The organism is Pseudomonas sp. BJP69, from assembly GCF_007633355.1.
Lineage (GTDB): Bacteria > Pseudomonadota > Gammaproteobacteria > Pseudomonadales > Pseudomonadaceae > Aquipseudomonas > Aquipseudomonas juntendi.
Genome location: NZ_CP041933.1, coordinates 1,711,766 through 1,735,183, shown reverse-complemented (window position 1 = coordinate 1,735,183; position 23,418 = coordinate 1,711,766). Strand labels below are relative to the sequence as shown.

Sequence of the window (23,418 nt, the reverse complement as noted above, 5' to 3'; positions counted from 1 at the left end):
CCAGAATTCTAGCCCAAAGCCGCTGCCTTGAGCGCCCGTCGGGCCCGGTGCTACCATGCCCGATCCCTCTTAGAGGTGGCCAGACACGAGGAAGATCCCTGACCATGAGCACCATTCGCGAGCGCAACAAGGAATTGATCCTGCGCGCAGCCAGCGAGGAATTCGCCGACAAGGGCTTCGCGGCCACCAAGACCAGCGATATTGCGGCCAAGGCCGGCTTGCCCAAGCCGAACGTGTATTACTATTTCAAGTCCAAGGACAACCTCTACCGCGAGGTGCTGGAAAGCATCATCGCGCCGATCATGCAGGCGTCCACGCCGTTCAATGCCGACGGTGACCCGAAAGAAGTGCTGAGCGCCTACATTCGCTCGAAAATCCGCATTTCCCGCGACTTGCCCCATGCATCCAAGGTATTTGCCAGCGAGATCATGCACGGTGCCCCGCACCTGTCACCGAACCAGGTGGCGCAGTTGAACGAGCAGGCCCGGCACAACATCGAGTGCATCCAGCGCTGGATCGACAACGGGCAGATCGCCCATGTAGATGCGCACCACCTCATGTTCAGCATCTGGGCGGCCACCCAGACCTATGCCGATTTCGACTGGCAGATTTCTGCAGTGACCGGCAAGGCCAAGCTGGCCGACAGCGATTATGACGCAGCAGCCGAGACCATCATCCGCATGGTGCTCAAGGGCTGTGAGCCCGAGCTGGCCTGACAGGGCCAGTAGGGCTGCTTTGCAGCCCTTTCGCGACACAAGGCCGCACCTCAGGGTTACGCGATTCCCCGTAGGAGCGGCCTTGTGTCGCGAAAGGGCCGCAACGCGGCCCCGGCTATCTTGAGCTTTACGCCGCTACTCCGGCATCCGCCAGCAACCCCACCTCCTCGATCGCACTGATCGCGCACTGTTCGTCGATATCCGACGTATCGCCGCTGATCCCGACAGCACCCAGTACCTTGCCGTCCTGATCACGAATCAGCACGCCCCCCGGCGCCGGCACCACCGGCCGTTCACCCATCCCGTTCAGCGCGGCAAAAAACGCCGGCCGCTGCTGCGCATCCAGCGCCAGCAAGCGCGAGCCCTTGCCCAGGGCTATCGCCCCCCAGGCTTTGCCGGTGGCCACTTCCGGGCGGATCAGGCTGGCGCCATCTTCGCGCTGCAGCGCCAGCAGGTGGCCGCCAGCATCCAGCACCGCCACGGTCAGCGGCGCCGCATTGATCTTGCGGGCCGCCGCCAGCGCGGCATTTACCAGCCCAACGGCGACTTTCAGGTTCAAAACGTTCATGAAAAGGTCCTCTTCTTGTTGTGAGAAGCCCTGAGGGCAGTTGAAAACCGATGAACAAATAGAACACAACGAGGATTATTTTTGTATACAATATTTTGAAACTATCGTATGCGATCACGCAAACTCCCGTTTTCATGGGCGCCCTGAGGAAAGCCAAGTCAACCGATGAAAACCCATTGACCTACAGCGCCAGGCGTGAATACACTCTATCGCAAAGCAAGTTGTATACAATTACAAAATCAATGAGGCACAAACCATGAGCAAAATGAGAGCAATCGATGCAGCCGTTCTGGTCATGCGCCGTGAAGGTGTAGATACCGCGTTCGGCATCCCGGGGGCTGCCATCAATCCGCTGTACTCGGCCCTGAAGAAAGTCGGTGGCATCGATCACGTCCTCGCTCGCCACGTCGAAGGTGCCTCGCACATGGCCGAGGGCTACACCCGCGCCAACCCGGGCAACATCGGTGTGTGCATCGGCACCTCCGGCCCTGCCGGCACCGACATGGTCACCGGCTTGTACAGTGCCTCGGCCGACTCCATTCCTATTCTCTGCATCACTGGCCAGGCCCCGCGTGCGCGCCTGCACAAGGAAGACTTCCAAGCTGTCGATATCACCAGCATCGTCAAGCCGGTGACCAAGTGGGCGACCACGGTGCTGGAGCCAGGCCAGGTGCCTTACGCCTTCCAGAAAGCCTTCTACGAAATGCGCACCGGCCGCCCAGGCCCGGTGCTGATAGACCTGCCGTTCGACGTGCAGATGGCCGAAATCGAATTCGACATCGACGCCTACGAGCCCCTGGCCATCAACAAGCCTGCCGCCACCCGCGTGCAGGCCGAAAAAGCCCTGGCCATGCTCAATGACGCCGAGCGCCCGCTGCTGGTCGCCGGCGGCGGCATCATCAACGCCGACGCCAGCGACAAACTGGTGGCGTTCGCTGAACTGACCGGCGTACCGGTAATCCCGACCCTGATGGGCTGGGGCACCATCCCGGACGACCACGCGCAGATGGTCGGCATGGTCGGCCTGCAGACGTCGCACCGCTACGGCAACGCCACCCTGCTCAAGTCGGACCTGGTGTTCGGTATCGGTAACCGCTGGGCCAACCGCCACACCGGCTCCGTGGACGTCTACACCGAGGGCCGCAAATTCGTCCACGTGGACATCGAACCGACCCAAATCGGCCGCGTGTTCACCCCGGACCTGGGGATCGTTTCCGACGCTGGCAAGGCGCTGGACGTACTCCTGGAAGTCGCCCGCGAATGGCAAGCCGCTGGCAAGCTGAAATGCCGCAAGGCCTGGCTGGAAGACTGCCAGCAGCGCAAGGCCAGCCTGCAGCGCAAGACCCACTTCGACAATGTGCCGGTCAAGCCGCAGCGCGTGTACGAAGAAATGAACCAGGTGTTCGGCAAGGACACCTGCTACGTCAGCACCATTGGCCTGTCGCAGATTGCGGGCGCGCAGTTCCTGCACGTGTACAAGCCACGCCACTGGATCAACTGCGGCCAGGCCGGCCCGCTGGGCTGGACCATCCCTGCGGCACTGGGCGTGGTCAAGGCCGATCCGCAGCGTAAGGTCGTGGCGCTGTCGGGTGACTACGACTTCCAGTTCATGATCGAAGAGCTGGCGGTGGGCGCACAGTTCAACCTGCCGTACGTTCATGTGCTGGTGAACAACGCCTACCTGGGCCTGATCCGCCAGGCGCAGCGTGGCTTCGACATGGATTACTGTGTACAACTGGCGTTCGAGAACATCAACTCGACCGACGCTGCCACCTACGGCGTTGACCACGTGGCCGTGGTCGAAGGCCTGGGCTGCAAGGCCCTGCGCGTGTTCGAACCGGCCGAGATCGCCCCTGCCCTGATCAAGGCGCAGAAGATGGCCGAAGAGTTCCGCGTACCGGTGGTGGTCGAGGTGATTCTCGAGCGCGTCACCAACATTTCCATGGGCACCGAGATCAACGCGGTCAACGAATTCGAAGACCTGGCGCTGGTCGGCAACGACGCGCCAACCGCCATCTCGATGCTGGACTGATCGCCTGACGCCCCCAGGCATGCCCTGGGGGCCTTCACCGCAAGGAGACAACTATGCCTCGCTTCGCTGCCAACCTGTCCATGCTGTTCACCGAACAGGACTTCCTGGCCCGCTTCAAGGCTGCCGCCGATGCTGGCTTCAGCGGCGTCGAATACCTCTTCCCGTACGACTACAGCGCGGCTGAAATCAAGCAGCAGCTGGACGCCAACGGCCTGACCCAGGTGCTGTTCAACCTGCCAGCCGGTGACTGGGCCAAAGGCGAGCGCGGGATCACCTGCCACCCCGACCGCGTCGAAGAATTCCGCGCGGGGGTCGACAAGGCCATCGAATACGCCAAGGTGCTGGGCAATACCCAGGTCAACGCCCTGGCCGGTATTCGCCCACAAGGCCTGCAGTGTGCCGACGTACGCAAGACCTTCGTCGCCAACCTCAAGTATGCCGCCGACAAACTCCAGGCCGCCGGCATCCGCCTGGTCATGGAAATGATCAACACCCGCGATATCCCTGGTTTCTATCTCAATACCACCCAGCAGGCCCTGGAAATCCAGGCCGAGGTGGGCAGCGACAACCTGTTCCTGCAGTACGACATCTACCACATGCAGATCATGGAAGGTGACCTGGCCCGGACCATGGAAGCCAACCTGAAGTCGATCAACCACATCCAGTTGGCCGACAACCCCGGCCGCAACGAGCCAGGCACCGGCGAGATCAACTACCGCTTCCTGTTCGAACACCTGGACCGCATCGGCTACCAGGGCTGGGTGGGCGCGGAATACAAACCGCTGACCACCACCGAAGCAGGCCTGGGCTGGCTGAAGACCCATAACGCAATCTGAACGGCTGAACGCTAGCGCCCTGTGAAACACGAAACCCTGTGGGAGCGGGCATGCCCGCGAACACCGGCATAGCCGGTGCCATCCACCGAGTCGCCTGTTTCGCGGGCATGCCCGCTCCCACAGCTTGAGACACCACAAATACAAAGAGGCATATTCTCATGGCTAAAATCGGTTTCATCGGCACCGGCATCATGGGCAAGCCCATGGCCCAGAACCTGCAAAAAGCAGGGCACAGCATTTTCGTTTCCACCCACCACGACGCCGCGCCAGCCGACCTGATCGCCGCCGGTGCAGTGGCCCTGGCCAACCCGAAAGAAGTGGCCCAGGAAGCCGAGTTCATCATCGTCATGGTGCCGGACACCCCACAAGTGGAAAGCGTGCTGTTCGGTGACAACGGCGTGGCCGAAGGCGTGGGCCCCAACAAGGTGGTGATCGACATGAGCTCGATCTCCCCTACCGCCACCAAATCCTTCGCCGAAAAAATCAAGGCCACCGGCGCCGCCTACCTGGACGCCCCGGTGTCCGGTGGCGAAGTAGGTGCCAAGGCCGCCACCCTGAGCATCATGGTTGGCGGCTGCCCGAACGCCTTCGAGCGCGCCCTGCCACTGTTCCAGGCCATGGGCAAGAACATCACCCGTGTGGGTGGCAACGGTGACGGCCAGACCGCCAAGGTGGCCAACCAGATCATCGTCGCCCTGAATATCCAGGCTGTCAGCGAAGCGCTGCTGTTCGCCGCCAAGAACGGCGCCGACCCGGCCAAGGTGCGTGAAGCGCTGATGGGTGGCTTTGCCTCGTCGAAAATCCTCGAGGTGCATGCCGAGCGCATGATCAAGGGCACCTTCGACCCGGGCTTCCGCATCAACCTGCACCAGAAGGACCTGAACCTGGCCCTGCAAGGCGCCAAGGAGCTGGGCATCAACCTGCCCAACACCTCCAATGCCCAGCAAGTGTTCAACACCTGCCAGGCCCTGGGTGGCGGCAACTGGGACCACTCGGCGCTGATCAAGGGCCTGGAGCACATGGCCAACTTCTCGATCCGCGACGACAAGTAAATAATCACTGGCCTCTTCGCGGGCTTGCCCGCTCCCACAGGTACTGCGCAGGCCTGCGGGCCACGATATTCCTGTGGGAGCGGGCAAGCCCGCGAAGAAGCCAACACCGATGAGCCTGCGACCACAGGCCCAAAGGTGGCACCGAGCAACACCCGCCCCTGGTTCAGCCTGCACGGAGGCAGTTCCAGGGGCGTTTTTGATTGTGCAGAACAACAATAATTGGGAGCCTGCCATGTCGGTCGATCCGCAAAAAATTCTCCGCGACCTGTTCGACACAGCCATCGCCGCCGCCCACCCCCGTCAAGTTCTCGAACCCTACCTGCCCGCCGACCGTAGCGGCCGGGTCATCGTCATCGGCGCCGGCAAGGCCGCAGCCGCCATGGCCGAAGTGGTCGAGAAAAGCTGGCAGGGCGAAGTCTCCGGCCTGGTCGTCACCCGTTACGGCCACGGCGCCAACTGCCAGAAGATCGAGGTGGTCGAAGCCGCCCACCCGGTCCCCGACGCCGCCGGCCTGGCTGTGGCCAAGCGCGTGCTGGATCTGGTCAGCAACCTCAATGAAGAAGACCGCGTCATATTCCTGCTCTCCGGCGGTGGCTCTGCCCTGCTGGCCCTGCCCGCCGAGGGCCTGACCCTGGCCGACAAGCAGCAGATCAACAAGGCACTGCTGAAATCCGGCGCCACCATCGGCGAGATGAACTGCGTGCGCAAGCACCTCTCGGCGATCAAGGGCGGGCGCCTGGCCAAGGCTTGCTGGCCGGCCACGGTCTACACCTATGCCATCTCCGATGTACCCGGCGACCTCGCCACGGTGATCGCTTCCGGCCCCACCGTGGCCGACCCGAGCACCTCGGCCGATGCCCTGGCCATTCTCAAGCGCTACAACATCGAAGCGCCAAAAGCGGTGATCGACTGGCTCAACAACCCGGCCTCGGAGACCGTCAAGGCCGACGACCCGGCCCTGGCCCGCAGCCACTTCCAGCTGATTGCCAAGCCCCAGCAGTCGCTGGAAGCCGCCGCAGTCAAAGCGCGCCAGGCAGGCTTCAGCCCGCTGATCCTCGGCGACCTGGAAGGCGAATCGCGGGAAGTGGCCAAGGTGCATGCCGGCATCGCCCGGCAGATCGTGCTGCACGGCCAGCCGCTGAAGGCGCCCTGCGTGATCCTGTCCGGTGGCGAAACCACCGTGACCGTGCGCGGCAATGGCCGTGGCGGGCGCAATGCCGAGTTCCTGCTCAGCCTCACCGAAAGCCTGAAAGGGCTGCCGGGCGTGTACGCCTTGGCCGGTGACACCGACGGTATTGACGGCTCGGAAGAAAACGCCGGCGCCTTCATGACCCCGGCCAGTTACGCCAGCGCCGAAGCCCTGGGCCTGTCGGCCAGCGATGAGCTGGACAACAACAACGGCTATGGCTACTTCGCCGCGCTGGACGCACTGATCGTCACCGAGCCGACCCGCACTAACGTCAACGACTTCCGCGCCATCCTGATCCTCGAGACTGCCCAATCATGACGCCTGATAAAAAAGTGAAGATCCTCGCCACCCTCGGCCCGGCGATCGAAGGCATCGACGACATCCGCCAACTGGTCGAAGCGGGGGTGAACATCTTCCGCCTCAATTTCAGCCACGGCGAACACGCCGACCACGCCCTGCGTTACCAGTGGATCCGCGAAGTCGAGCAGCAGTTGAACTACCCCCTGGGTATTCTCATGGACCTGCAAGGGCCCAAGCTACGGGTCGGCCGCTTTGCCGAAGGCAAGGTCCAGCTGCAACGCGGCCAGGCCCTGCGCCTGGACCTGGACAACACCCCGGGCGATAACCGCCGGGTCAACCTGCCGCACCCCGAGATCATCGCCGCCCTGGAGCCAGGCATGGACCTGCTGCTGGACGACGGCAAGCTGCGCCTGCGGGTAACCGCCAAGCACAGCGACGCAATCGACACCGAAGTGCTGAACGGTGGCGAGCTGTCGGACCGCAAGGGCGTCAACGTACCGCAAGCGGTGCTCGACCTCTCGCCGCTCACCGAAAAAGACCGCCGCGACCTGGCCTTCGGCCTGGAGCTGGGCGTGGACTGGGTCGCCCTGTCGTTCGTGCAGCGCCCTGAAGACATCGTTGAAGCGCGCCAGCTGATTGGCGGCCGCGCCTACCTGATGGCCAAAATCGAAAAACCGTCGGCAGTCGAGCACCTGCAAGCCATCGCCGAACTGGCCGACGCCATCATGGTGGCCCGTGGGGACCTGGGCGTGGAAGTGCCGGCCGAAAGCGTGCCGCAGATCCAGAAGCGCATCATTGGCACCTGCCGCCAGCTGGGCAAGCCAGTGGTGGTGGCCACGCAGATGCTCGAATCGATGCGTTTCTCGCCGGCACCGACCCGTGCCGAAGTAACCGACGTGGCCAACGCCGTGGCCGAGGGTGCCGACGCGGTGATGCTGTCGGCCGAAACTGCCTCGGGGGATTACCCGCTGGAGGCTGTGCAGATGATGAGCAAGATCATTCGCCAGGTCGAGAACGGCCCGGACTACCAGGCGCAGCTCGACGTCGGCCGGCCCAAGGCCGAAGCCACCGTGTCGGACGCCATCAGCTGCGCAATCCGCCGTATCAGCGGCATCCTCCCGGTGGCGGTGCTGGTCAACTACAGCGAGTCGGGCGCCTCCACCCTGCGCGCTTCGCGTGAACGGCCACGGGCGCCGATCCTCAACCTTACGCCCAACCTGAACACCGCGCGGCGCCTGAGCGTGGCCTGGGGTGTGCACTCGGTGGTCAATGACCGCCTGCGCCAGGTGGATGAGGTGGTCTCCACGGCCCTGGAAATTGCCCAGGCACAAGGCATGGCCAGCCGGGGCGACACACTGCTGATCACTGCCGGGGTGCCGTTCGGCAAACCTGGGTCGACCAACACGCTGCGGATCGAAACACTGATCTAAGCCACTGCATAGCCCCTGTGGGAGCGGGCGTGCCCGCGAATGCGTCAGTCCAGGCAACTTCGTTGACCCTGCTGGCCCTTTCGCGGGCACGCCCGCTCCCACAGGGTCGGTGGTGAAGCAAAGAATCGCGGAAAACCGAGGCCCAAAGAGGCCCACCGCTCCCCATCCACTTCACTGACTGCCCCAATGTACAGCAAACATTTCGCCAACCCGTGCCCTGACTGGGCCACGGCGTTACTCAACGGCTTCAGCCAGGTGCTGCTGCTGCGCAACCCCCTGTGCGGCCTGTGCTGCCTGCTGGCCATCCTGCTGACTGCGCCCGACCTGGTCGGCGGCGCCCTGCTCGGCGCCCTCGCCGGCCTGCTCACTGCTCAGCGCCGCGGCTACGACCGTGCCGACCGCCAGGCCGGGCTGTATTGTTACAACGGCGTCCTGATCGGCATCCTGATCAGCGCCGTGCTGCCCTGGTCGGCCATCCTGCCGCCACTGGTCATCGCCGCCGGCGGCCTGTCCAGCATCATTACCCACCAGTGGCGCAAGCGCGGCGGCAAACTGCTGGTTGCCTATACCGCGCCGTTCGTGCTGTTGGGCTGGGGCACGCTGTTGCTCGCCGAACCCTCGATGACCGGCTTCGTCGAAGCCGAACCGCTGTACGCCCTGGCCCGCGGCGTGGGGCAGATCTTCCTGCTCGACCAGCCGTTGGCCGGGTTGCTGATCATCGTCGGCATGTTCATCGCCCAACCCTATGCGGCGGTGTGGGCGGTAATTGGCTCGGCCATCGGGGGCGGCATGGCGCTGCTCACAGACCAGGCGCAAGCAGCGTGGATGGGCCTGGCTGGCTTCAACGCCGCGCTGGCGGCGCTGGCCTTCAGCAGGCAAGGTGAAAAGCCATGGGTCACACTGCTGGCAATTGCCCTGGCGTTGCTGTTGCAATCACTGTTCAAGCTGTTGCCGCTGCCCGGCCTCACCGCACCCTTCGTCGCCGCCTGCTGGCTGATGCACCTGGGCTGCCAGCTGGCCCAGCCCAAGCAGCGCGACGCCAGCCGCTTGCACAGCTGAAACACAGCCCCTAGGCTCAGCCCATCGCACTACGGAATGAGCCAATGAACAACCCTGCAAGCCTGCGCGAGCGGCTTTACATCATGGTCTTCCAGACCGATACCGTCGCCGGCAGGCGCTTCGACAAGATCCTCCTACTGATCATCCTCGCCAGCCTGGTCACGGTCATCCTCGATAGCATCGACGAAGTACACCAAGGCTACGCCGGCCTGCTGGCCGGTATCGAATGGGGCTTTACCGCGATCTTCCTGGCCGAGTACCTCACCCGCCTGTACTGCTCGCCCAAGCCGCTGCGCTATGCCTTCAGTTTCTATGGGCTGGTCGATTTACTGGCGATCGTGCCGGGGATCATCGCGCTTTATTACAGCGACGCCCAATACCTGTTGATCGTCCGCGTCATCCGCATGCTGCGGATCTTCCGCGTACTCAAACTCAGCCCGTACCTCAAGCAGGCCCATTACCTGATCGACGCGCTGCGCGGCAGCAAGCAGAAGATCATCGTGTTCCTGGTCACGGTATCGACCCTGGTCACGGTGTTCGGCACGCTGATGTATGTGATCGAAGGGCCGGAGCACGGTTTCACCAGCATTCCCAAGGGCATCTACTGGGCGATCGTCACCCTGACCACCGTGGGCTTTGGCGACATCGTGCCGAAGACGCCTTTGGGGCAGGTAATTTCGTCGATGGTGATGATCATCGGTTATTCGATCATTGCCGTGCCGACCGGGATCTTTACCGCAGAGCTGGCCAACGCCATGCGGGGTGAGCAGCTGCAGCATGATTGCCCGGTCTGCAAGAAAAAGACCCATGAACAAAGCGCGGCGTTCTGCTCGCGGTGTGGGAGTGGGTTATTCCCCAAACAGTGATGTTGCCCGATCGGGCCCTGTCGCCGGCAAGCCAGCTCCCACAATGTGCACCACCGGACTGAGCCTTGTGCAATACCTGTGGGAGATTCTATGGTTCCTGGCAAGGGTAGCCAGAGCATCTTCAGCGCCTGTGAGATCGAGCGCCGCCCGCGCGGCGCTATCGCGAGCTGCGCTCGCTCCTACGTTTGTTTCGGGCCAATTATTCCTGTGGGATTCGCGCGCGAACGCCTTGGTGCATGCCTCAATATCGCGCCGTACAAACAAGGCGGCCGCGCGCGCCTGTCACAGGCGTTACTGGCCCGAAACAAACGTAGGAGCGAGCGCAGCTCGCGATTGCGCCGCGCGGGCGGCGCTCGCTCTAACAGGCGCTGCCATACCTTGTGGCAAACACCTGCCAGCCCTAAGGCGATCCCTGTGGGAGCTGGCTTGCCGGCGATAGGGCCAGTACAGGCAGCGGAATAACCAAAGTCGTTTTTGTTCTTTAACCCGCACAAATCCACCAGCTATAGTCGCTGGCAATCTGCCCCAAAAACCTTCAAGAACAAGGAAGCAACGTGAAAAGACTCTTCACCGCCTCGCTGCTCGCCGCAGGCCTGGCCTTGGGCAACATCGCCCAGGCCGCCCCTACCCTGCTCAACGTTTCCTACGACGTGATGCGCGACTTCTACAAGGACTACAACCCAGCCTTCCAGAAACACTGGCAGGCCGAGCACAACGAGAAGGTCAACGTGCAAATGTCCTTCGGCGGCTCCAGCAAGCAGGCGCGTGCGGTGATCGATGGCCTGCCGGCCGATGTGATCACCATGAACATGGCCACCGACATCAACGCCCTGGTCGACAATGGCAAGCTGGTGCCGGACAACTGGGTGACCCGACTGCCGAACAACAGCGCGCCGTTCACCTCGGCCACCGTCTTCATCGTGCGCAAGGGCAACCCTAAAGCGCTGAAAGACTGGCCCGACCTGCTGAAGGACGGCGTGCAGGTGATCGTGCCCAACCCGAAAACCTCGGGCAATGGCCGCTACACGTACCTGTCGGCCTGGGGCTACGTGCTCAAGCAGGGCGGTGACGAAGCCAAGGCCAAGGACTTCGTTGGCAAGCTGTTCAAACAGGCCCCGGTGCTGGATACCGGCGGCCGGGCCGCGACCACCACGTTCATGACCAACCAGATCGGCGACGTGCTGGTGACCTTCGAAAACGAAGCCGAAATGATCGCCCGCGAGTTTGGCCGCGACCAGTTCGAGGTGGTCTACCCGAGCGTGTCGGCCGAGGCCGAGCCACCGGTGAGTGTGGTCGACAAGGTGGTGGCCAGGAAAGGCACCCAGGCCGTGGCCGAGGAATACCTCAAGTACCTGTGGTCGCCAGAGGCGCAGGAGATTGCCGCCAACAACTACCTGCGCCCACGCGATGCAACCGTGCTGGCCAAGTACACCGACCGCTTCCCAAAAGTCGACTTCCTGTCGGTGGAAAAGACCTTTGGTGACTGGCGCACCGTGCAGAAGACCCACTTCAACGACGGTGGCGTGTTCGACCAGATCTATACCGACAAGCAGTAATCGATTCACTCAGGCCAGGCCAGTTCGCGGCTAAAGCCGCGAATAGGCCTGGCCGGACAACACACCCAAATCGAACTTTCTCACCCCTGCAGCCTCAGTTCCCTGAGTAACCCTGCCCCGCTCACCCCGGCCCAAGGAGTACTCCAGTGCTGCGTTTCCTCTCGACCCTGCTGCTCGGCTGCCTGTTGAGCACTCACCTGCTGGCTGCCGACCCCGCCCCCAGCGAGGACCAACCCGCCGAACCCGAGCCAGTCTTGCAAGGCGGCCTGCTGGGCGCTCTGGCCGATGGCCTGGACAGCGCTGCCAGGCAGATGGACCTCGACGCCCACCTGGTTGACGCCTGGCGCCTGCGCACCGACCGCGCCGCCCAGGAAGTGGAGCGCCTGGTCGACCGCCATTCGGCCAGTGACTCACTGCACCTGGCGGGCAACTTCCTGCTCCTGACCCTCACCTGGGGGGCCGCGTTCGGCCTGCTTGGCGGTGGTGGGCGCTGGGTCGCCAAACGGGTGTCGCGCCGCCCTTGGCTGCGCGAGCACAAACGCGTCAGTGGCCTGCTGGGGTACCTGTTGCCCTACACCTTGCCAGCCTTGGCCAGCCTGCCCGTGACGCTCTATGTGAGCCGCTTCCTCGACCCCTCCGTGGCACGCGCGCTTGGCCTGAGCCTGGCCTATGCGACCAGCAGCGGGCTGTTCTCGACGTCGATCATCCTCTGCCTGATCACCCTGTTCGACGCTGGCCATAAACGCCCCGCCGTGGCGGTGATCAAGCGCCTGGCACCACGGCCGCTGTTCCTCATCGGCTTCCTTGCCGCCTGGAGCGACGCCCTGACCAGCCCGCAGATCGCCCGCCAGCTTGGCGGCAACATCACCGCCAGCGTCGCGGTGGTCACCGGCCTGACTGCCACCTTCATCTTCGCCAGCCTGGTGATCCGCCTGCGGCGCCCGGTCGCCCACTTGATCCGCAACCGCGCGTACAAGGACCGGGTACAACACCGCGCCGTGCAGGAAACCCTGCGCATTTTCTCGACACTGTGGTACCTGCCAATCCTGCTGATGATCCTGGTCTCGGCAGTCAACCTGGTAGGTGCCGGTGCCGAAAGCCAGAAAGCCTTGCAGAACGCGCTGCTTACCACCGTGCTATTGGTCTCGACGCTGTTCCTCAGCACCTTGCTGCAACACTTGCTGGCCCCCCGCGAAAGCGACCCGGCGCAGCGGGTGCGGCCCTACAAGGAACTGCTGCGCAGCCTCGCCCACGCCCTGCTGCGCATTGCCATGGCAGTGGCCTTCATCGAGCTGCTGGGGCGCATCTGGGGGTTCTCGGTGATCGACTTTGCCCTCAGCAACCGCCTGGGCCAGGCGATCAGCAACTCGCTGTCGAGCATCGGCCTGATCCTGTTGGTCACCTGGCTGCTGTGGGTGGTGCTCGATACGGCGATCCAGGAAGCGCTCAAGCCAGCTGCCGGGCGCCGCAATGCCCGCCAGCCAAGCACGCGGGTGCGGACCATTCTGCCGATGCTGCGCAACGCCATCAAAGTGATCCTGATCGTGATCTGCACCATCACCACCATGGCCAACCTGGGTATCAACGTAGCGCCGCTGCTGGCCGGTGCCGGGGTGATCGGCCTGGCCATCGGCTTCGGCTCGCAGCAACTGGTCCAGGATGTGATTACCGGGTTGTTCATCCTGATCGAAGACACCATTTCCATCGGCGACTGGGTAGTGCTGGACTCCGGCCATGCCGGAACCGTAGAAAGCCTGACCATCCGCACCCTGCGCCTGCGCGATGGCAAGGGCTTCGTGCATTCGGTGCCGTTTGGCCAGATCAAGGCGGTTACCAACCAATCACGGCAGTTCGCCTATGCGTTCTTTTCGGTGCAGTTCACCTATGACAGTGATGTGGACGCGTCACTGGCGCTGATTCATGAGGTAGGCCAGTCGATCAGCGAAGACCCCCTGCTGCGCATCAACTTGCAAGGGCCGCTGCAGGTCTTCGGTGTGGACCGCATGGACTTGAACGGGTTTGTCCTGACGGCGCAGTTCCGCACCATTTCCGGTGGGCAGTATGCGGTGAGCCGGGCGTTCAACGAACGGCTGAAGAAGCGGGTGGACCAGACTGAGAATGTGAGTTTTGCCCAGGTGTATCCGCTGCCGGTGCAGGCTCTGGGGGCTTGACGTTGCCACTACCGGCCTCTTCGCGGGCTTGCCCGCTCCCACAGGATCACCACACATCCTAATGCTGTGGAGTACCTGTGGGAGCGGGCAAGCCCGCGAATGGGCCGCCACAAGCAACATCACACCTGGCGGAATACCAAAGCCTTGAGCCCGCCCGCCGGGTCCACATCCGGAAACTCCGGCGGGTTTTCCAGCCGCTCGACAAACCCCAGCGAGGGCGCCTGCTCGGCCATCCCCTCGATCAAAAACTCCGGCCCGATCCCCGGGTCGTTCACGCACGCCAGCACCGTCCCACCCGCGTTCAACAACTCCGGCAAACGTCGCAGGATCTTCGCGTAATCCTGGGTCAGCACGAAGCTGCCGCGCTGGAAAGTCGGCGGGTCGATGATGATCAGGTCATAAGGGCCGTATTTGCGTACCTTGCCCCAGGACTTGAACAGCTCATGCCCCAGGTAGGCTACCCGCGAGGCGTCGTGACCATTGAGGCGGTGGTTGTCCCGGCCGCGCGCCAGGGCCGACTTGGCCATGTCCAGGTTCACCACCTGCTCGGCCCCACCGGCCACCGCTGCCACCGAGAAGCCGCAGGTGTAGGCGAACAGGTTCAGTACCCGCTTGCCCGCCGCCTGCTCACGCACCCAGCGGCGGCCATAGCGCATATCGAGGAACAGACCGTTGTTCTGCCGCACGCCCAGGTCCAGCAGGTAGGTCAGGCCGTCCTCGACCACTTCGCGTTGCTGGCAGGGTTCGCCCAGCAACCACTGGCCCGGGCTGTCAGGCAGGTAGCGGTGCTGGATGATGATGGCCTGGCCGGTCCACAGTGGGCGCTCGGCCAGGTTGCGCAACATCGTCTCCAGCTCGGCCAGCTGGCCTTCGGGCGGTTCGCGGAACAGGGCGACCGACAGCACCCCCTGCAGCCAATCGACGGTGATCTGCTCCAGGCCTGCCCAGCAGCGGCCGCGGCCGTGGAACAGGCGGCGGGTTTCCTGCGGGGCAGGGTCGAGGGCGGCGAGCAGGTGTTGCTCGAGGGTGGCGATTGGGGATGTCATGACAGGTCGCAGGCTGGCAAAAGCGGCATTCTACCCGCTGAGGCCGCTTCGCAGGCAAACCAGCTAGCGCACAAATTTCAAGCCCTGTGCAGTACCTGTGGGAGATTCTATGGTTTCTGGCAAGGGTAGCCGGAGCATCTTCAGCGCCTGTGAGATCGAGCGCCGCCCGCGCGGCGCAATCGCGAGCTGCGCTCGCTCCTACGTTTGTTTCGGGCCAGTAACGCCTGTGACAGGCGCGCGCGGCCGCCTTGTTTGTACGGCGCGATATTGAGGCATGCACCAAGGCGTTCGCGCGCGAATCCCACAGGAATAATTGGCCCGAAACAAACGTAGGAGCGAGCGCAGCTCGCGATTGCGCCGCGCGGGCGGCGCTCGCTCTAACAGGCGCTGCCATACCTTGTGGCAAACACCTGTCAGCCCTAAGGCGATCCCTGTGGGAGCTGGCTTGCCTGCGAAAGGGCGCTTCGCGGCCTCAATGGCCCTTGATGACCAACGACTTGGGTCTGAACCACCACCCCTGCTGCATCCCTGCCGCCGCCAGCAGGATCAACGCCACCCCCAGCCATTGCAGCGGCGTCAGGCGGTGGTCGAAGGCCACCCAGTCGACCAGGATCGCTGCAATGGGGTAGATGAATGACAACGCCCCGGTCAATGCCGTGGGCAAGCGCTGGATGGCGCTATACAGCAATACATACATCAGGCCGGTATGCACAACCCCCAACGTCAGCAAACTGGCCAGCGCCGGCATTTCACCCGGCAGGCCGCCCAGCTTGGCCCAGGGTGCCAGCAACACCACGCCGGTGCTCACCTGGACCAACGCGATCAGATGCGGCGGCGTACCGCTGAGCCGCTTGATGATCAATGCCGCGATGGCGTACAGCAGCGCCGCGCCCAGCGCCAGGGCAATGCCCAGCAGGTAGTCCTCGCCACCCCCCTGCGCGGCGCCATGGGCACTGACGATGGCCAGCATGCCGAGGAACGCCACACTCAGCCAGCTCAGCTTGGCCAAGGTGATTTTTTCACCCAGAAACAACGCCGCCAAGCCTACCAGCATGAACGGCTGCACGTTGTACACCGCGGTACCGATGGCAATCGACGCCCGCGAATACGAGGCAAACAACAGCAACCAGTTGCCGACGATAGCCACGCCGCTGGCTATCGCCAGCAGCAGCGCCGGGCGGCTGATCACGCCGGGGCGCAGAAAACCGAACGCGGCACAGATGGCCAGCAAGGCCACGGCACCGAACACGCAGCGCCAGAACACCACCTCCAGTACCGGCAGGCCGGACGCCAGCACGAACCAGCCGATGGTCCCGGAAATCAGCATGGCCGCTACCATTTCCAGCGACCCCCGGCGCAATGAATTGTCCATCCCACACCTCCTCTCGTCGATGGCAACAGTATGCAGAGGGCCCCGTGCAACCTTCCAGCCGATTAGCAAGGCAAACTCATAATTTTGCCTTTACTATCAAGGCAAATTACGCCACCTACCCTTTGAGGTGCATATGACCGACGCCATCGACCAACTGTTGATCAACGCGCTGACGGAGGACTCACGCCGCTCGCTCAAGGCCCTGGCGCAGGTAAGTGGGCTGTCTGCCCCCAGCGTCGGCGAGCGTTTGCGCCGGCTGGAGGAACGTGGCGTGTTGCGCGGGTACACGGTCAATGTCGACCCACGTGCCTTCGGCTACCAGTTGCAAGCCATCGTGCGTATCCGCCCACTGCCCGGGCAATTGCAGGAAGTCGAGCGGCAGATCATTGCCATCCCCGAATTCACCGAGTGCGACAAGGTCACCGGCGAGGACTGCTTCATCGCCAGGCTGCATGTGCGCTCGATGGAGCAGCTGGACACCCTGCTAGACCGCATCAATGTGTTGGCCGAGACCAACACCGCAATCATCAAGAAGAGCCCGGTCAAACGGCGGTTGCCGCCGATGGGGCCAGTACAACCCTGACTGGGGGCCGGCCAGCAGGGAAAGGGAACGACTGACTATTTTTTGTACACAAGAATGTCACCTTAAGTGCCATTTTTGTGTGCAGTTCTCCAAGCGGCGCCCCAATACGTTACACCCCCACAACAACTAATTTTGACCATTTGATCAAGTTATCCTGCAAACCAAAAAATAAACTTGTTCAAATGGTCAATTTATAACGCCTGTATTTCAGCTAGTTATCCCACACCTGACTCAATCCTAAAAAATCCACCACCAAGAACTGGATTCTATCTGGCACAGAAATGGCTTTTGTGTGCTTATGTTTTGTATACAACTTAAACAAAACATAAATACACAATAACTTGCGGCGCCGACCCATTACCGGCCGCCGCGCCTACAACCCTGTGATGCCAACGCTGCATCGACGAGATGGCGAGCCCGTGCGCATGCCCGCTCATCGCAGTCCATGTGCATCAGGAGCCCGCCGGAATGAGTAGCAGCCTCGATCTTGCCCCTGAACAATCCGTCGTCAGCACCCACCCCAATTCCACCCTTGCCGGCCAGCATCCCGAACTGGCCCTGAGCCCACGCCTGCATAACCGCGACCTTGCCCCCACGCGAAGCGAAGGCCGGCGTTGGGGTGGCTATAGCATCTTCGCGTTGTGGACCAACGATGTGCACAACATTGCCAACTATTCATTCGCCATGGGCTTGTTCGCCCTCGGCCTCGGTGGCTGGCAAATTCTGTTGTCGTTGGCCATTGGCGCCGCGCTGGTGTACTTCTTCATGAACTTGTCCGGTTACATGGGGCAAAAAACCGGGGTGCCGTTCCCGGTCATCAGCCGCATCGCCTTCGGTATCCATGGTGCACAGCTTCCGGCGCTGATCCGGGCGATCATCGCCATCGCCTGGTTCGGCATTCAGACTTACCTGGCCTCGGTCGTGCTGCGGGTACTGCTTACCGCCGTATGGCCGCACATGGCCGCCTACGACCACGACAGCATTCTTGGCCTGTCGAGCCTGGGCTGGGTGTGTTTCGTGGCGATCTGGCTGGTGCAGCTGGTGATTCTTGCCTACGGCATGGAAATGGTACGCCGCTACGAAGGCTTCGCTGGCCCGGTGATTTTGCTGACCGTGGCAGCGCTGGCGGTGTTCATGTACGCCCAGGCTGACGCGCGTATCGCCTGGTCGGTGGCCGAGCCCCTGACCGGCTACGAGATGTGGCGCAACATCTTCGCCGGCGGCGCCCTGTGGCTGGCGATCTACGGCACCCTGGTGCTGAACTTCTGCGACTTCGCCCGCTCCTCGCCATGCCGCAAGACCATCCGCGTCGGCAATTTCTGGGGGCTGCCGGTGAACATCCTGGTGTTCGCGGTGATCACCGTGGTGCTTTGCGGTGCGCAATTCCAGATCAACGGGCAGGTCATCGACAGCCCCACGCAAATCGTCGCCGCCATTCCCAGCACCCCCTTCCTGGTACTGGGCTGCCTGGCGTTCCTGATCGTCACCGTGGCGGTCAATATCATGGCCAACTTCGTCGCCCCGGCCTTCGTGCTCAGCAACCTGGCGCCGCGCCACTTGAACTTCCGCCGTGCCGGGCTGATCAGCGCCACCGTGGCGGTGCTGATCCTGCCGTGGAACCTGTACAACAGCCCGCTGGTGATCGTGTACTTCCTGTCGGGGCTGGGCGCCCTGCTCGGCCCGCTGTACGGGGTGATCATGTCCGACTACTGGCTGCTGCGCAAAGGCTGCATCAACGTGCCGCAGCTGTACAGCGAAGACCCCGCCGGCGCCTACCACTACAGCAAAGGCATCAACCTGCGCGCCGTGGCCGCGTTCCTGCCGGCTGCACTGCTGGCCATCGTGCTGGCCCTGGTGCCCAACTTCCACAGTGTGGCGCCGTTTTCCTGGCTGATAGGAGCCGGCATCGCCGCCGCCCTCTACCTGCTGATCGCGCCGCGCAACCGCCAGTACCACGATGTCAGCGGCGAGTGCATCGCCGTCGACCACAGCAGCCATTAATCAGGGAAGACTGCCCATGCGTATTCTGATCGCCAACGTCAACACCACCGCAGCCATCACCGAGGCCATCGCCGAACAGGCCCGTACGGTAGCCGCGCCCGGCACCGAAATCGTCGGCCTCACCCCCTGGTTCGGCGCCGAATCGGTGGAAGGCAATTTCGAAAGCTACCTGGCAGCCATTGCGGTGATGGACCGGGTACTGGCCTACGAGGGCCCCTACGACGCCGTGATCCAGGCCGGTTATGGCGAACACGGCCGCGAAGGCCTGCAGGAGCTGCTGAATGTGCCGGTGGTAGACATCACCGATGCCGCTGCCAGCACGGCAATGTACCTGGGCCATGCCTATTCGGTGGTAACGACCCTGGACCGGACCGTACCGCTGATCGAAGACCGCCTGAAGCTTTCTGGCCTGTATGACCGCTGCGCCTCGGTGCGGGCCAGCGGGCTGGCGGTACTGGAGCTGGAAGCCGACCCACAGCGTGCTGTGCAGGCGATTGTGGAGCAGGCCGAACGCGCCGTACGCGAAGACAAGGCCGAGGTGATTTGCCTGGGTTGCGGCGGCATGGCCGGGCTGGACGAGCAGATCCGCCAGCGTACCGGGGTGCCGGTGGTGGATGGCGTGAGTGCGGCGGTGACCATTGCCGAAGCGCTGGTGCGCATGGGGTTGAGTACCTCCAAGGTGCGCACCTATGCCACGCCGCGGGTGAAGAAGGTGGTGGGTTGGCCGATGCGGTTCGGCCGCTAGTCCTTTAGTTGCCAGTGCCGGCCTCTTCGCGGGCACGCCCGCTCCCACAGGGCCCCCACAGCCTTCAGGCTTGTGGTTATCTTGTGGGAGCGGGCGTGCCCGCGAAGAGGCCGGCACTGGCCAACACATCACCCGGGCCAACCGCTGCACTGCCACAGCCAAGGACTAAAACCCTCATGTCGGGCAGCAGCGTGGCCAGGTCCAGCGCACGGTTGAGGCCCTGGCAGTTCAACTGGCCTAAGCCCTCGCCGGGTTTCTCGGCATGGCGCAGGAACACCAGCGTCTGGGTGCCATCCACCGGTTGCGCGCGGCTTTCGACAGCCTCCAGCGCCAGCGGCACGGCGACAGCTGTAAGCACCAGGCTCAGCAGCAGGTGACGGCGACGGCGGAAGAATGTTGGCAACTTCATCAAGGCAGGCTCGTGTGGCAGAGAAATCGGGTTACCCGCCACATCGCCCCGACAATTGCGGGACGCCATCAGTAGTGAATGCCATCCTGAGCGTTGCAAAACGGCCGCTCAATCATCCCGCGTCAGCACTTCCAGCAACTCGATCTCGAAGGTCAGGGCCGAATTCGGCGCAATCGCCCCCACACTGCGCTCGCCATAGCCCAGGTGCGCCGGTACCAGCAGCTTGCGTTTGCCGCCCACGCGCATGCCCATCAGGCCCAGGTCCCAGCCTTTGATCACCCGGCCGGTGCCGATCACGCACTGGAACGGCTTGCCGCGCGACCAGGACGAATCGAACTCACTGCCATCGGCCAGCCAGCCGGTGTACTGGGTAGTGATCAGGGCGCCTTTGACGGCGGCTTTGCCGTCCCCCTCGACCAGTTCGATGATCTGCAGTTCTTGGCTCACGGGCATACTCCAACGCTTGAAAACAAAGCCGCCCTTTTCTCAGGAATGCATCGGTTTGGCAAGCGCGCGTGGTGTTTCGTGCTGGCGCTTCGACCACAGCACACCGCCCAAATGTTTGCCGAGTGGCTGCTGGCGCAGGCCTGAATCAGCTGTTCTGCTCGAAGACTTCCTGGCCGGTCAGTTCCCTGGTCTGGTTGGCGAAGCAGTACCAGGCGGGTTTCTCTTCGACGAAAATCTGCATGTTGAAATCCCAGTCCTGGTCGCCCTCGAGCAGGCCGACCGGTATGGCATGGAAGTCGTTGGCCTTGAGCCGGTAGTACAAGTGCGTGCCGCACTGGCCGCAAAAAGCACGCTGTGCCCAGTCGGAGGAGTCATAAACGCTGGGCGCCCGCCCCTCGATCAGCGGGGGCTTGCTGCAATCAACCACCAGCAGCGGGCCACCGGTCCACTTGCGGCACATGCTGCAATGGCAGGCGCTGATGTGGGTATTGTCGACGGTGACAGTAAGCCGGGTGGCGCCGCACAGGCAGGTGCCGTGTTTTTCCAGGGCCATGGCTGGCTCCTTGAACAGGGGTTGGGCCATGTAGGAGCGGCCTTGTGTCGCGATGGGCTGCAAAGCAGCCCCCGGATTGACGCATCAACGCGAAAATCGAGGGGCCGCGTTGCGGCCCGATCGCGACACAAGGCCGCTCCTACAGGCAGACGGTGTCAGCCTGTTAAATATAGACAGTTCCGCGCAGGTACAACGCCGCCCGCCCGCTGATGATCACCCGGCCATTACCCGGTACTTCACACAGCAACTGCCCTTTGCGCGCCCCGCCCTGCTCGCACGCCAGCACTTGCTTGCCCAGCCGCTCGGCCCACAATGGCGCGAGCGAGGTATGCGCCGAACCCGTCACCGGGTCTTCGTTCACACCAACGTTGGGGCCGAACCAGCGGGTGACGAAATCAAAACCACGCCCTGCTGCAGTCACGGCAATGCCGCGCACATCGAAGGCCGACAGTGCAACGAAGTCTGGCTTCAGGGTATCGAGCAGCAATGCGTCATCGATCACCACCACAAAGTCGTCACTGCGGTACAGCGCCTGCGCCTGGCTCAGGCCCAGCGCTTGCAGCAGGCCCTGCGGCATGTCCTCGGCGAGTGGCTGCTTGGCCGGGAAGTCCATGGCCAACAGGCCGTCCGCACCGCGGCTGACGCGCAGTTCGCCACTGCGGGTATTGAAACGCAGCACCTGCGCCTGCTCGCCCAGTTGCTCGAACAGTACATAGGCCGAGGCCAAGGTGGCGTGGCCGCACAGGTCGACTTCCACGGCCGGGGTGAACCAACGCAGGTCGTAGGTTTCGCCATTGCGCACGAAGTAGGCGGTTTCCGACAGGTTGTTCTCTTCGGCAATGCGTTGCAGTACATCGTCCGGCAGCCAGCTTTGCAAGGGAATCACAGCTGCCGGGTTGCCGCCGAACGGCTCAGCGGAAAAGGCATCGACCTGGAAGATTTCGAGTTGCATGCACACGCTCCTTGTTGCCTGGGCGCTGCCAGGCAGATGTCTGAATAGGGTTACGGGCGTACCGGCGTCAATACCGGCTCACCGGCAAAGAACGCCTGCAGGTTGCGCAGCACCAGGGTCACCGTATCGCGCGCCGCCTCGGGTGACTGTCCGGCTACATGGGGCGTTAGCACGGTGTTGGCCAAGGCTTTCAATGCATCGGGCACAGCCGGTTCGTCGTCGAACACATCCAGCGCGGCGCCGGCCAGTTGGCCACGTTGCAGTGCGGCAACCAGGGCCTGGGTGTCGACCACGCTGGCCCGAGCGATATTCACCAGATAACCTTCGGCGCCCAGCGCCTCCAGCACCCGGGCATCGACCAGATGCCGGGTATTGGCACCACCGGGGGTGGCCACGACCAGGATATCCACGGCATCAGCCAGGTGTTGTGGGCTGTCATACCAGGTGTAGGGCACACCCTGGCGCGGGGTGCGGCTGTGGTAGCTGACGGGCATGTCAAAGCCGAGGTGGGCGCGTTTGGCGATGGCCAGGCCTACGGCGCCAAGGCCGAGAATGCCCAGGCGCTTACCGCTTACCGAAGGGCTGATCACCCGGTTCCACTCGCCGCGGCGAGTGCTGGCATCGCCGCGGGGGATGTCGCGCAGCAGAGCCAGCAGCAGGGCCAGGGTGTGGTCGGCAACGGCAGCAGCATTGGCCCCGGCGCCGTTGGTGACGGTAATGCCGCGTGTGGCGGCGGCGGCTAGGTCGACTTGTTCATAGCCGGCACCGATGACGCAGATGATCTGCAGGTTGGGCAGTGCATCGATTTCGACAGCGGTCAGGCCCAATGGGCCGCGGGTGAGCACGGCGTCGATTTGATTGGCGTGGCGCCGGATGGCATCAGCCCGCTGTTGGGGTGACGGGGCACGAATAAGGCGGTAACCGGCCTGCTCCAGCAAGGGCAGGTAATCATCGACGGTTTCCACGAGTACCAGGACTGTCTTATGCATGCCGCCTCCGTTCACGAAGGGGCATTATGCGGACTGACGCTACAGTACAGTCAATCGCTAATTATCGGTCGAACTGTACTGTACGGGCACCCCTGGCAGTGCGTGGGGCCTGGCAAGCTCGCTACTGCGCGAATGCACGCCCCAACCCACCTGGCACCCCGCTGCTGTCGGTTTCCTGCCAAGGGCCATTCGGGCTCAGCGACCAGCTCCAACCGTTGTCGAAGCGGTAGTAGGTCCGCTGCCGGTAGAACGTGTTGGGTTGTTTATCCAGCACATAGACGCCCAGTTTCGGATCCCAGTGGCTGGCACCACCCGGCGGTGGCGCGAAGCTGGCCGAGGTGCGCGGCATCGGCTTGGGAATGGCCGCCGGCTTGCCTGGCTGGGTAGAAGGCTGGCCGCCGGGCAATGGCTTGACCACCGGCCCCTGGGGCGGCACCCGCTCTATCGGCGGCTCGGGGTGCTCGTAGGGCTGCTGCGTCGTACACGCAGACAAACCCAGGGCCAGGGTAATCAGGGTCAGGCGGACGGCGCTGTGCATGGCATTGC

The 23,418-nt window shown here is 63.2% G+C and carries 20 protein-coding genes and 2 pseudogenes; 13 read left to right on the top strand and 9 right to left on the bottom strand.

Features of this window, described 5'->3' with window-relative positions; genetic code table 11:
• Window positions 1-104: 104 nt before the first annotated feature.
• Complete coding sequence (locus FPB55_RS08130; RefSeq protein WP_009683940.1) at window positions 105-716, top strand: TetR/AcrR family transcriptional regulator; 612 nt, start codon at window positions 105-107, stop codon at window positions 714-716.
• A gap of 127 nt (window positions 717-843) precedes the next feature.
• Here FPB55_RS08130 and FPB55_RS08125 read toward each other — a convergent pair whose 3' ends face one another.
• Window positions 844-1,284, bottom strand: a complete 441-nt coding sequence (locus tag FPB55_RS08125) for a heme-binding protein (protein WP_115293656.1) — start codon at window positions 1,282-1,284, stop codon at window positions 844-846.
• Window positions 1,285-1,540: 256 nt separating this feature from the next.
• Here FPB55_RS08125 and gcl point away from each other — a divergent pair, with 256 nt between their 5' ends.
• From gcl to FPB55_RS08080, 9 genes are all read left to right on the top strand, one after another.
• Window positions 1,541-3,316 carry a glyoxylate carboligase gene (gcl, locus tag FPB55_RS08120; protein ID WP_054881315.1) on the top strand — a complete coding sequence of 592 codons (1,776 nt, stop codon included), beginning with the start codon at window positions 1,541-1,543 and terminating at the stop codon, window positions 3,314-3,316.
• Window positions 3,317-3,369: 53 nt separating this feature from the next.
• The gene (hyi, locus tag FPB55_RS08115; protein ID WP_009683944.1) at window positions 3,370-4,152 is read left to right on the top strand and encodes a hydroxypyruvate isomerase; all 783 of its coding nucleotides are present in this window, start codon (window positions 3,370-3,372) and stop codon (window positions 4,150-4,152) included.
• A 158-nt stretch (window positions 4,153-4,310) separates the two neighbouring features.
• A complete protein-coding gene (locus tag FPB55_RS08110) occupies window positions 4,311-5,204 on the top strand; it encodes a 2-hydroxy-3-oxopropionate reductase (protein ID WP_115293655.1) in 894 nt (297 codons plus the stop codon).
• 232 nt (window positions 5,205-5,436) lie between these two features.
• On the top strand, window positions 5,437-6,711 hold the full coding sequence (locus FPB55_RS08105; protein WP_125855749.1) for a glycerate kinase: 1,275 nt from the start codon (window positions 5,437-5,439) through the stop codon (window positions 6,709-6,711).
• Complete coding sequence (pyk, locus tag FPB55_RS08100) at window positions 6,708-8,123, top strand: pyruvate kinase (RefSeq protein WP_054881312.1); 1,416 nt, start codon at window positions 6,708-6,710, stop codon at window positions 8,121-8,123. The genes FPB55_RS08105 and pyk overlap by 4 nt, the downstream gene beginning before the upstream one ends.
• A gap of 186 nt (window positions 8,124-8,309) precedes the next feature.
• Window positions 8,310-9,182 carry an urea transporter gene (locus FPB55_RS08095; RefSeq protein WP_125855748.1) on the top strand — a complete coding sequence of 291 codons (873 nt, stop codon included), beginning with the start codon at window positions 8,310-8,312 and terminating at the stop codon, window positions 9,180-9,182.
• A 44-nt stretch (window positions 9,183-9,226) separates the two neighbouring features.
• Window positions 9,227-10,048, top strand: a complete 822-nt coding sequence (locus tag FPB55_RS08090) for an ion transporter (RefSeq protein WP_009683949.1) — start codon at window positions 9,227-9,229, stop codon at window positions 10,046-10,048.
• A 554-nt stretch (window positions 10,049-10,602) separates the two neighbouring features.
• The gene (locus tag FPB55_RS08085; RefSeq protein WP_009682682.1) at window positions 10,603-11,604 is read left to right on the top strand and encodes a sulfate ABC transporter substrate-binding protein; all 1,002 of its coding nucleotides are present in this window, start codon (window positions 10,603-10,605) and stop codon (window positions 11,602-11,604) included.
• A gap of 146 nt (window positions 11,605-11,750) precedes the next feature.
• Entirely contained in the window at window positions 11,751-13,775 is a 2,025-nt protein-coding gene (locus FPB55_RS08080; RefSeq protein WP_125855751.1) for a mechanosensitive ion channel domain-containing protein, read from the top strand.
• A gap of 119 nt (window positions 13,776-13,894) precedes the next feature.
• On the opposite strand, the gene FPB55_RS08070 is transcribed toward FPB55_RS08080, so the two are convergent.
• A complete protein-coding gene (locus tag FPB55_RS08070; RefSeq protein WP_115293652.1) occupies window positions 13,895-14,821 on the bottom strand; it encodes a class I SAM-dependent methyltransferase in 927 nt (308 codons plus the stop codon).
• A 472-nt stretch (window positions 14,822-15,293) separates the two neighbouring features.
• A complete protein-coding gene (locus tag FPB55_RS08065; protein WP_125855060.1) occupies window positions 15,294-16,193 on the bottom strand; it encodes a DMT family transporter in 900 nt (299 codons plus the stop codon).
• Window positions 16,194-16,326: 133 nt separating this feature from the next.
• Between FPB55_RS08065 and FPB55_RS08060 the strand changes: the two genes are divergently transcribed.
• The 3 genes and pseudogenes from FPB55_RS08060 to FPB55_RS08050 all read left to right on the top strand — a co-directional run bounded on the left by FPB55_RS08060 (window position 16,327) and on the right by FPB55_RS08050 (window position 19,522).
• Window positions 16,327-16,776: an Lrp/AsnC family transcriptional regulator gene (locus tag FPB55_RS08060; RefSeq protein WP_125855059.1), complete on the top strand. Its 450-nt coding sequence runs from the start codon at window positions 16,327-16,329 to the stop codon at window positions 16,774-16,776.
• A gap of 558 nt (window positions 16,777-17,334) precedes the next feature.
• Window positions 17,335-18,777, top strand: a pseudogene (locus FPB55_RS08055) (NCS1 family nucleobase:cation symporter-1); the annotation flags it as partial.
• A 16-nt stretch (window positions 18,778-18,793) separates the two neighbouring features.
• Window positions 18,794-19,522, top strand: a complete 729-nt coding sequence (locus FPB55_RS08050; protein WP_009681947.1) for an aspartate/glutamate racemase family protein — start codon at window positions 18,794-18,796, stop codon at window positions 19,520-19,522.
• 178 nt (window positions 19,523-19,700) lie between these two features.
• Here the strand turns inward: FPB55_RS08050 and FPB55_RS08045 are convergent.
• The 6 genes and pseudogenes from FPB55_RS08045 to FPB55_RS08020 form a co-directional block, all read right to left on the bottom strand.
• A pseudogene (locus FPB55_RS08045) lies at window positions 19,701-19,931 on the bottom strand (histidine phosphatase family protein); the annotation flags it as partial.
• A 108-nt stretch (window positions 19,932-20,039) separates the two neighbouring features.
• Window positions 20,040-20,378 (bottom strand): FKBP-type peptidyl-prolyl cis-trans isomerase, encoded by a 339-nt coding sequence (locus FPB55_RS08040; RefSeq protein WP_054890118.1) that lies wholly within the window; start codon window positions 20,376-20,378, stop codon window positions 20,040-20,042.
• Window positions 20,379-20,523: 145 nt separating this feature from the next.
• Window positions 20,524-20,931, bottom strand: coding sequence for a GFA family protein (locus FPB55_RS08035; RefSeq protein ID WP_054890117.1), 408 nt, complete (start codon window positions 20,929-20,931; stop codon window positions 20,524-20,526).
• 163 nt (window positions 20,932-21,094) lie between these two features.
• Complete coding sequence (locus tag FPB55_RS08030; RefSeq protein WP_125855058.1) at window positions 21,095-21,883, bottom strand: PhzF family phenazine biosynthesis protein; 789 nt, start codon at window positions 21,881-21,883, stop codon at window positions 21,095-21,097.
• A 50-nt stretch (window positions 21,884-21,933) separates the two neighbouring features.
• A complete protein-coding gene (locus tag FPB55_RS08025; RefSeq protein WP_144187939.1) occupies window positions 21,934-22,872 on the bottom strand; it encodes a 2-hydroxyacid dehydrogenase in 939 nt (312 codons plus the stop codon).
• Window positions 22,873-22,993: 121 nt separating this feature from the next.
• Complete coding sequence (locus tag FPB55_RS08020) at window positions 22,994-23,410, bottom strand: hypothetical protein (protein ID WP_054881300.1); 417 nt, start codon at window positions 23,408-23,410, stop codon at window positions 22,994-22,996.
• Window positions 23,411-23,418: the final 8 nt, after the last annotated feature.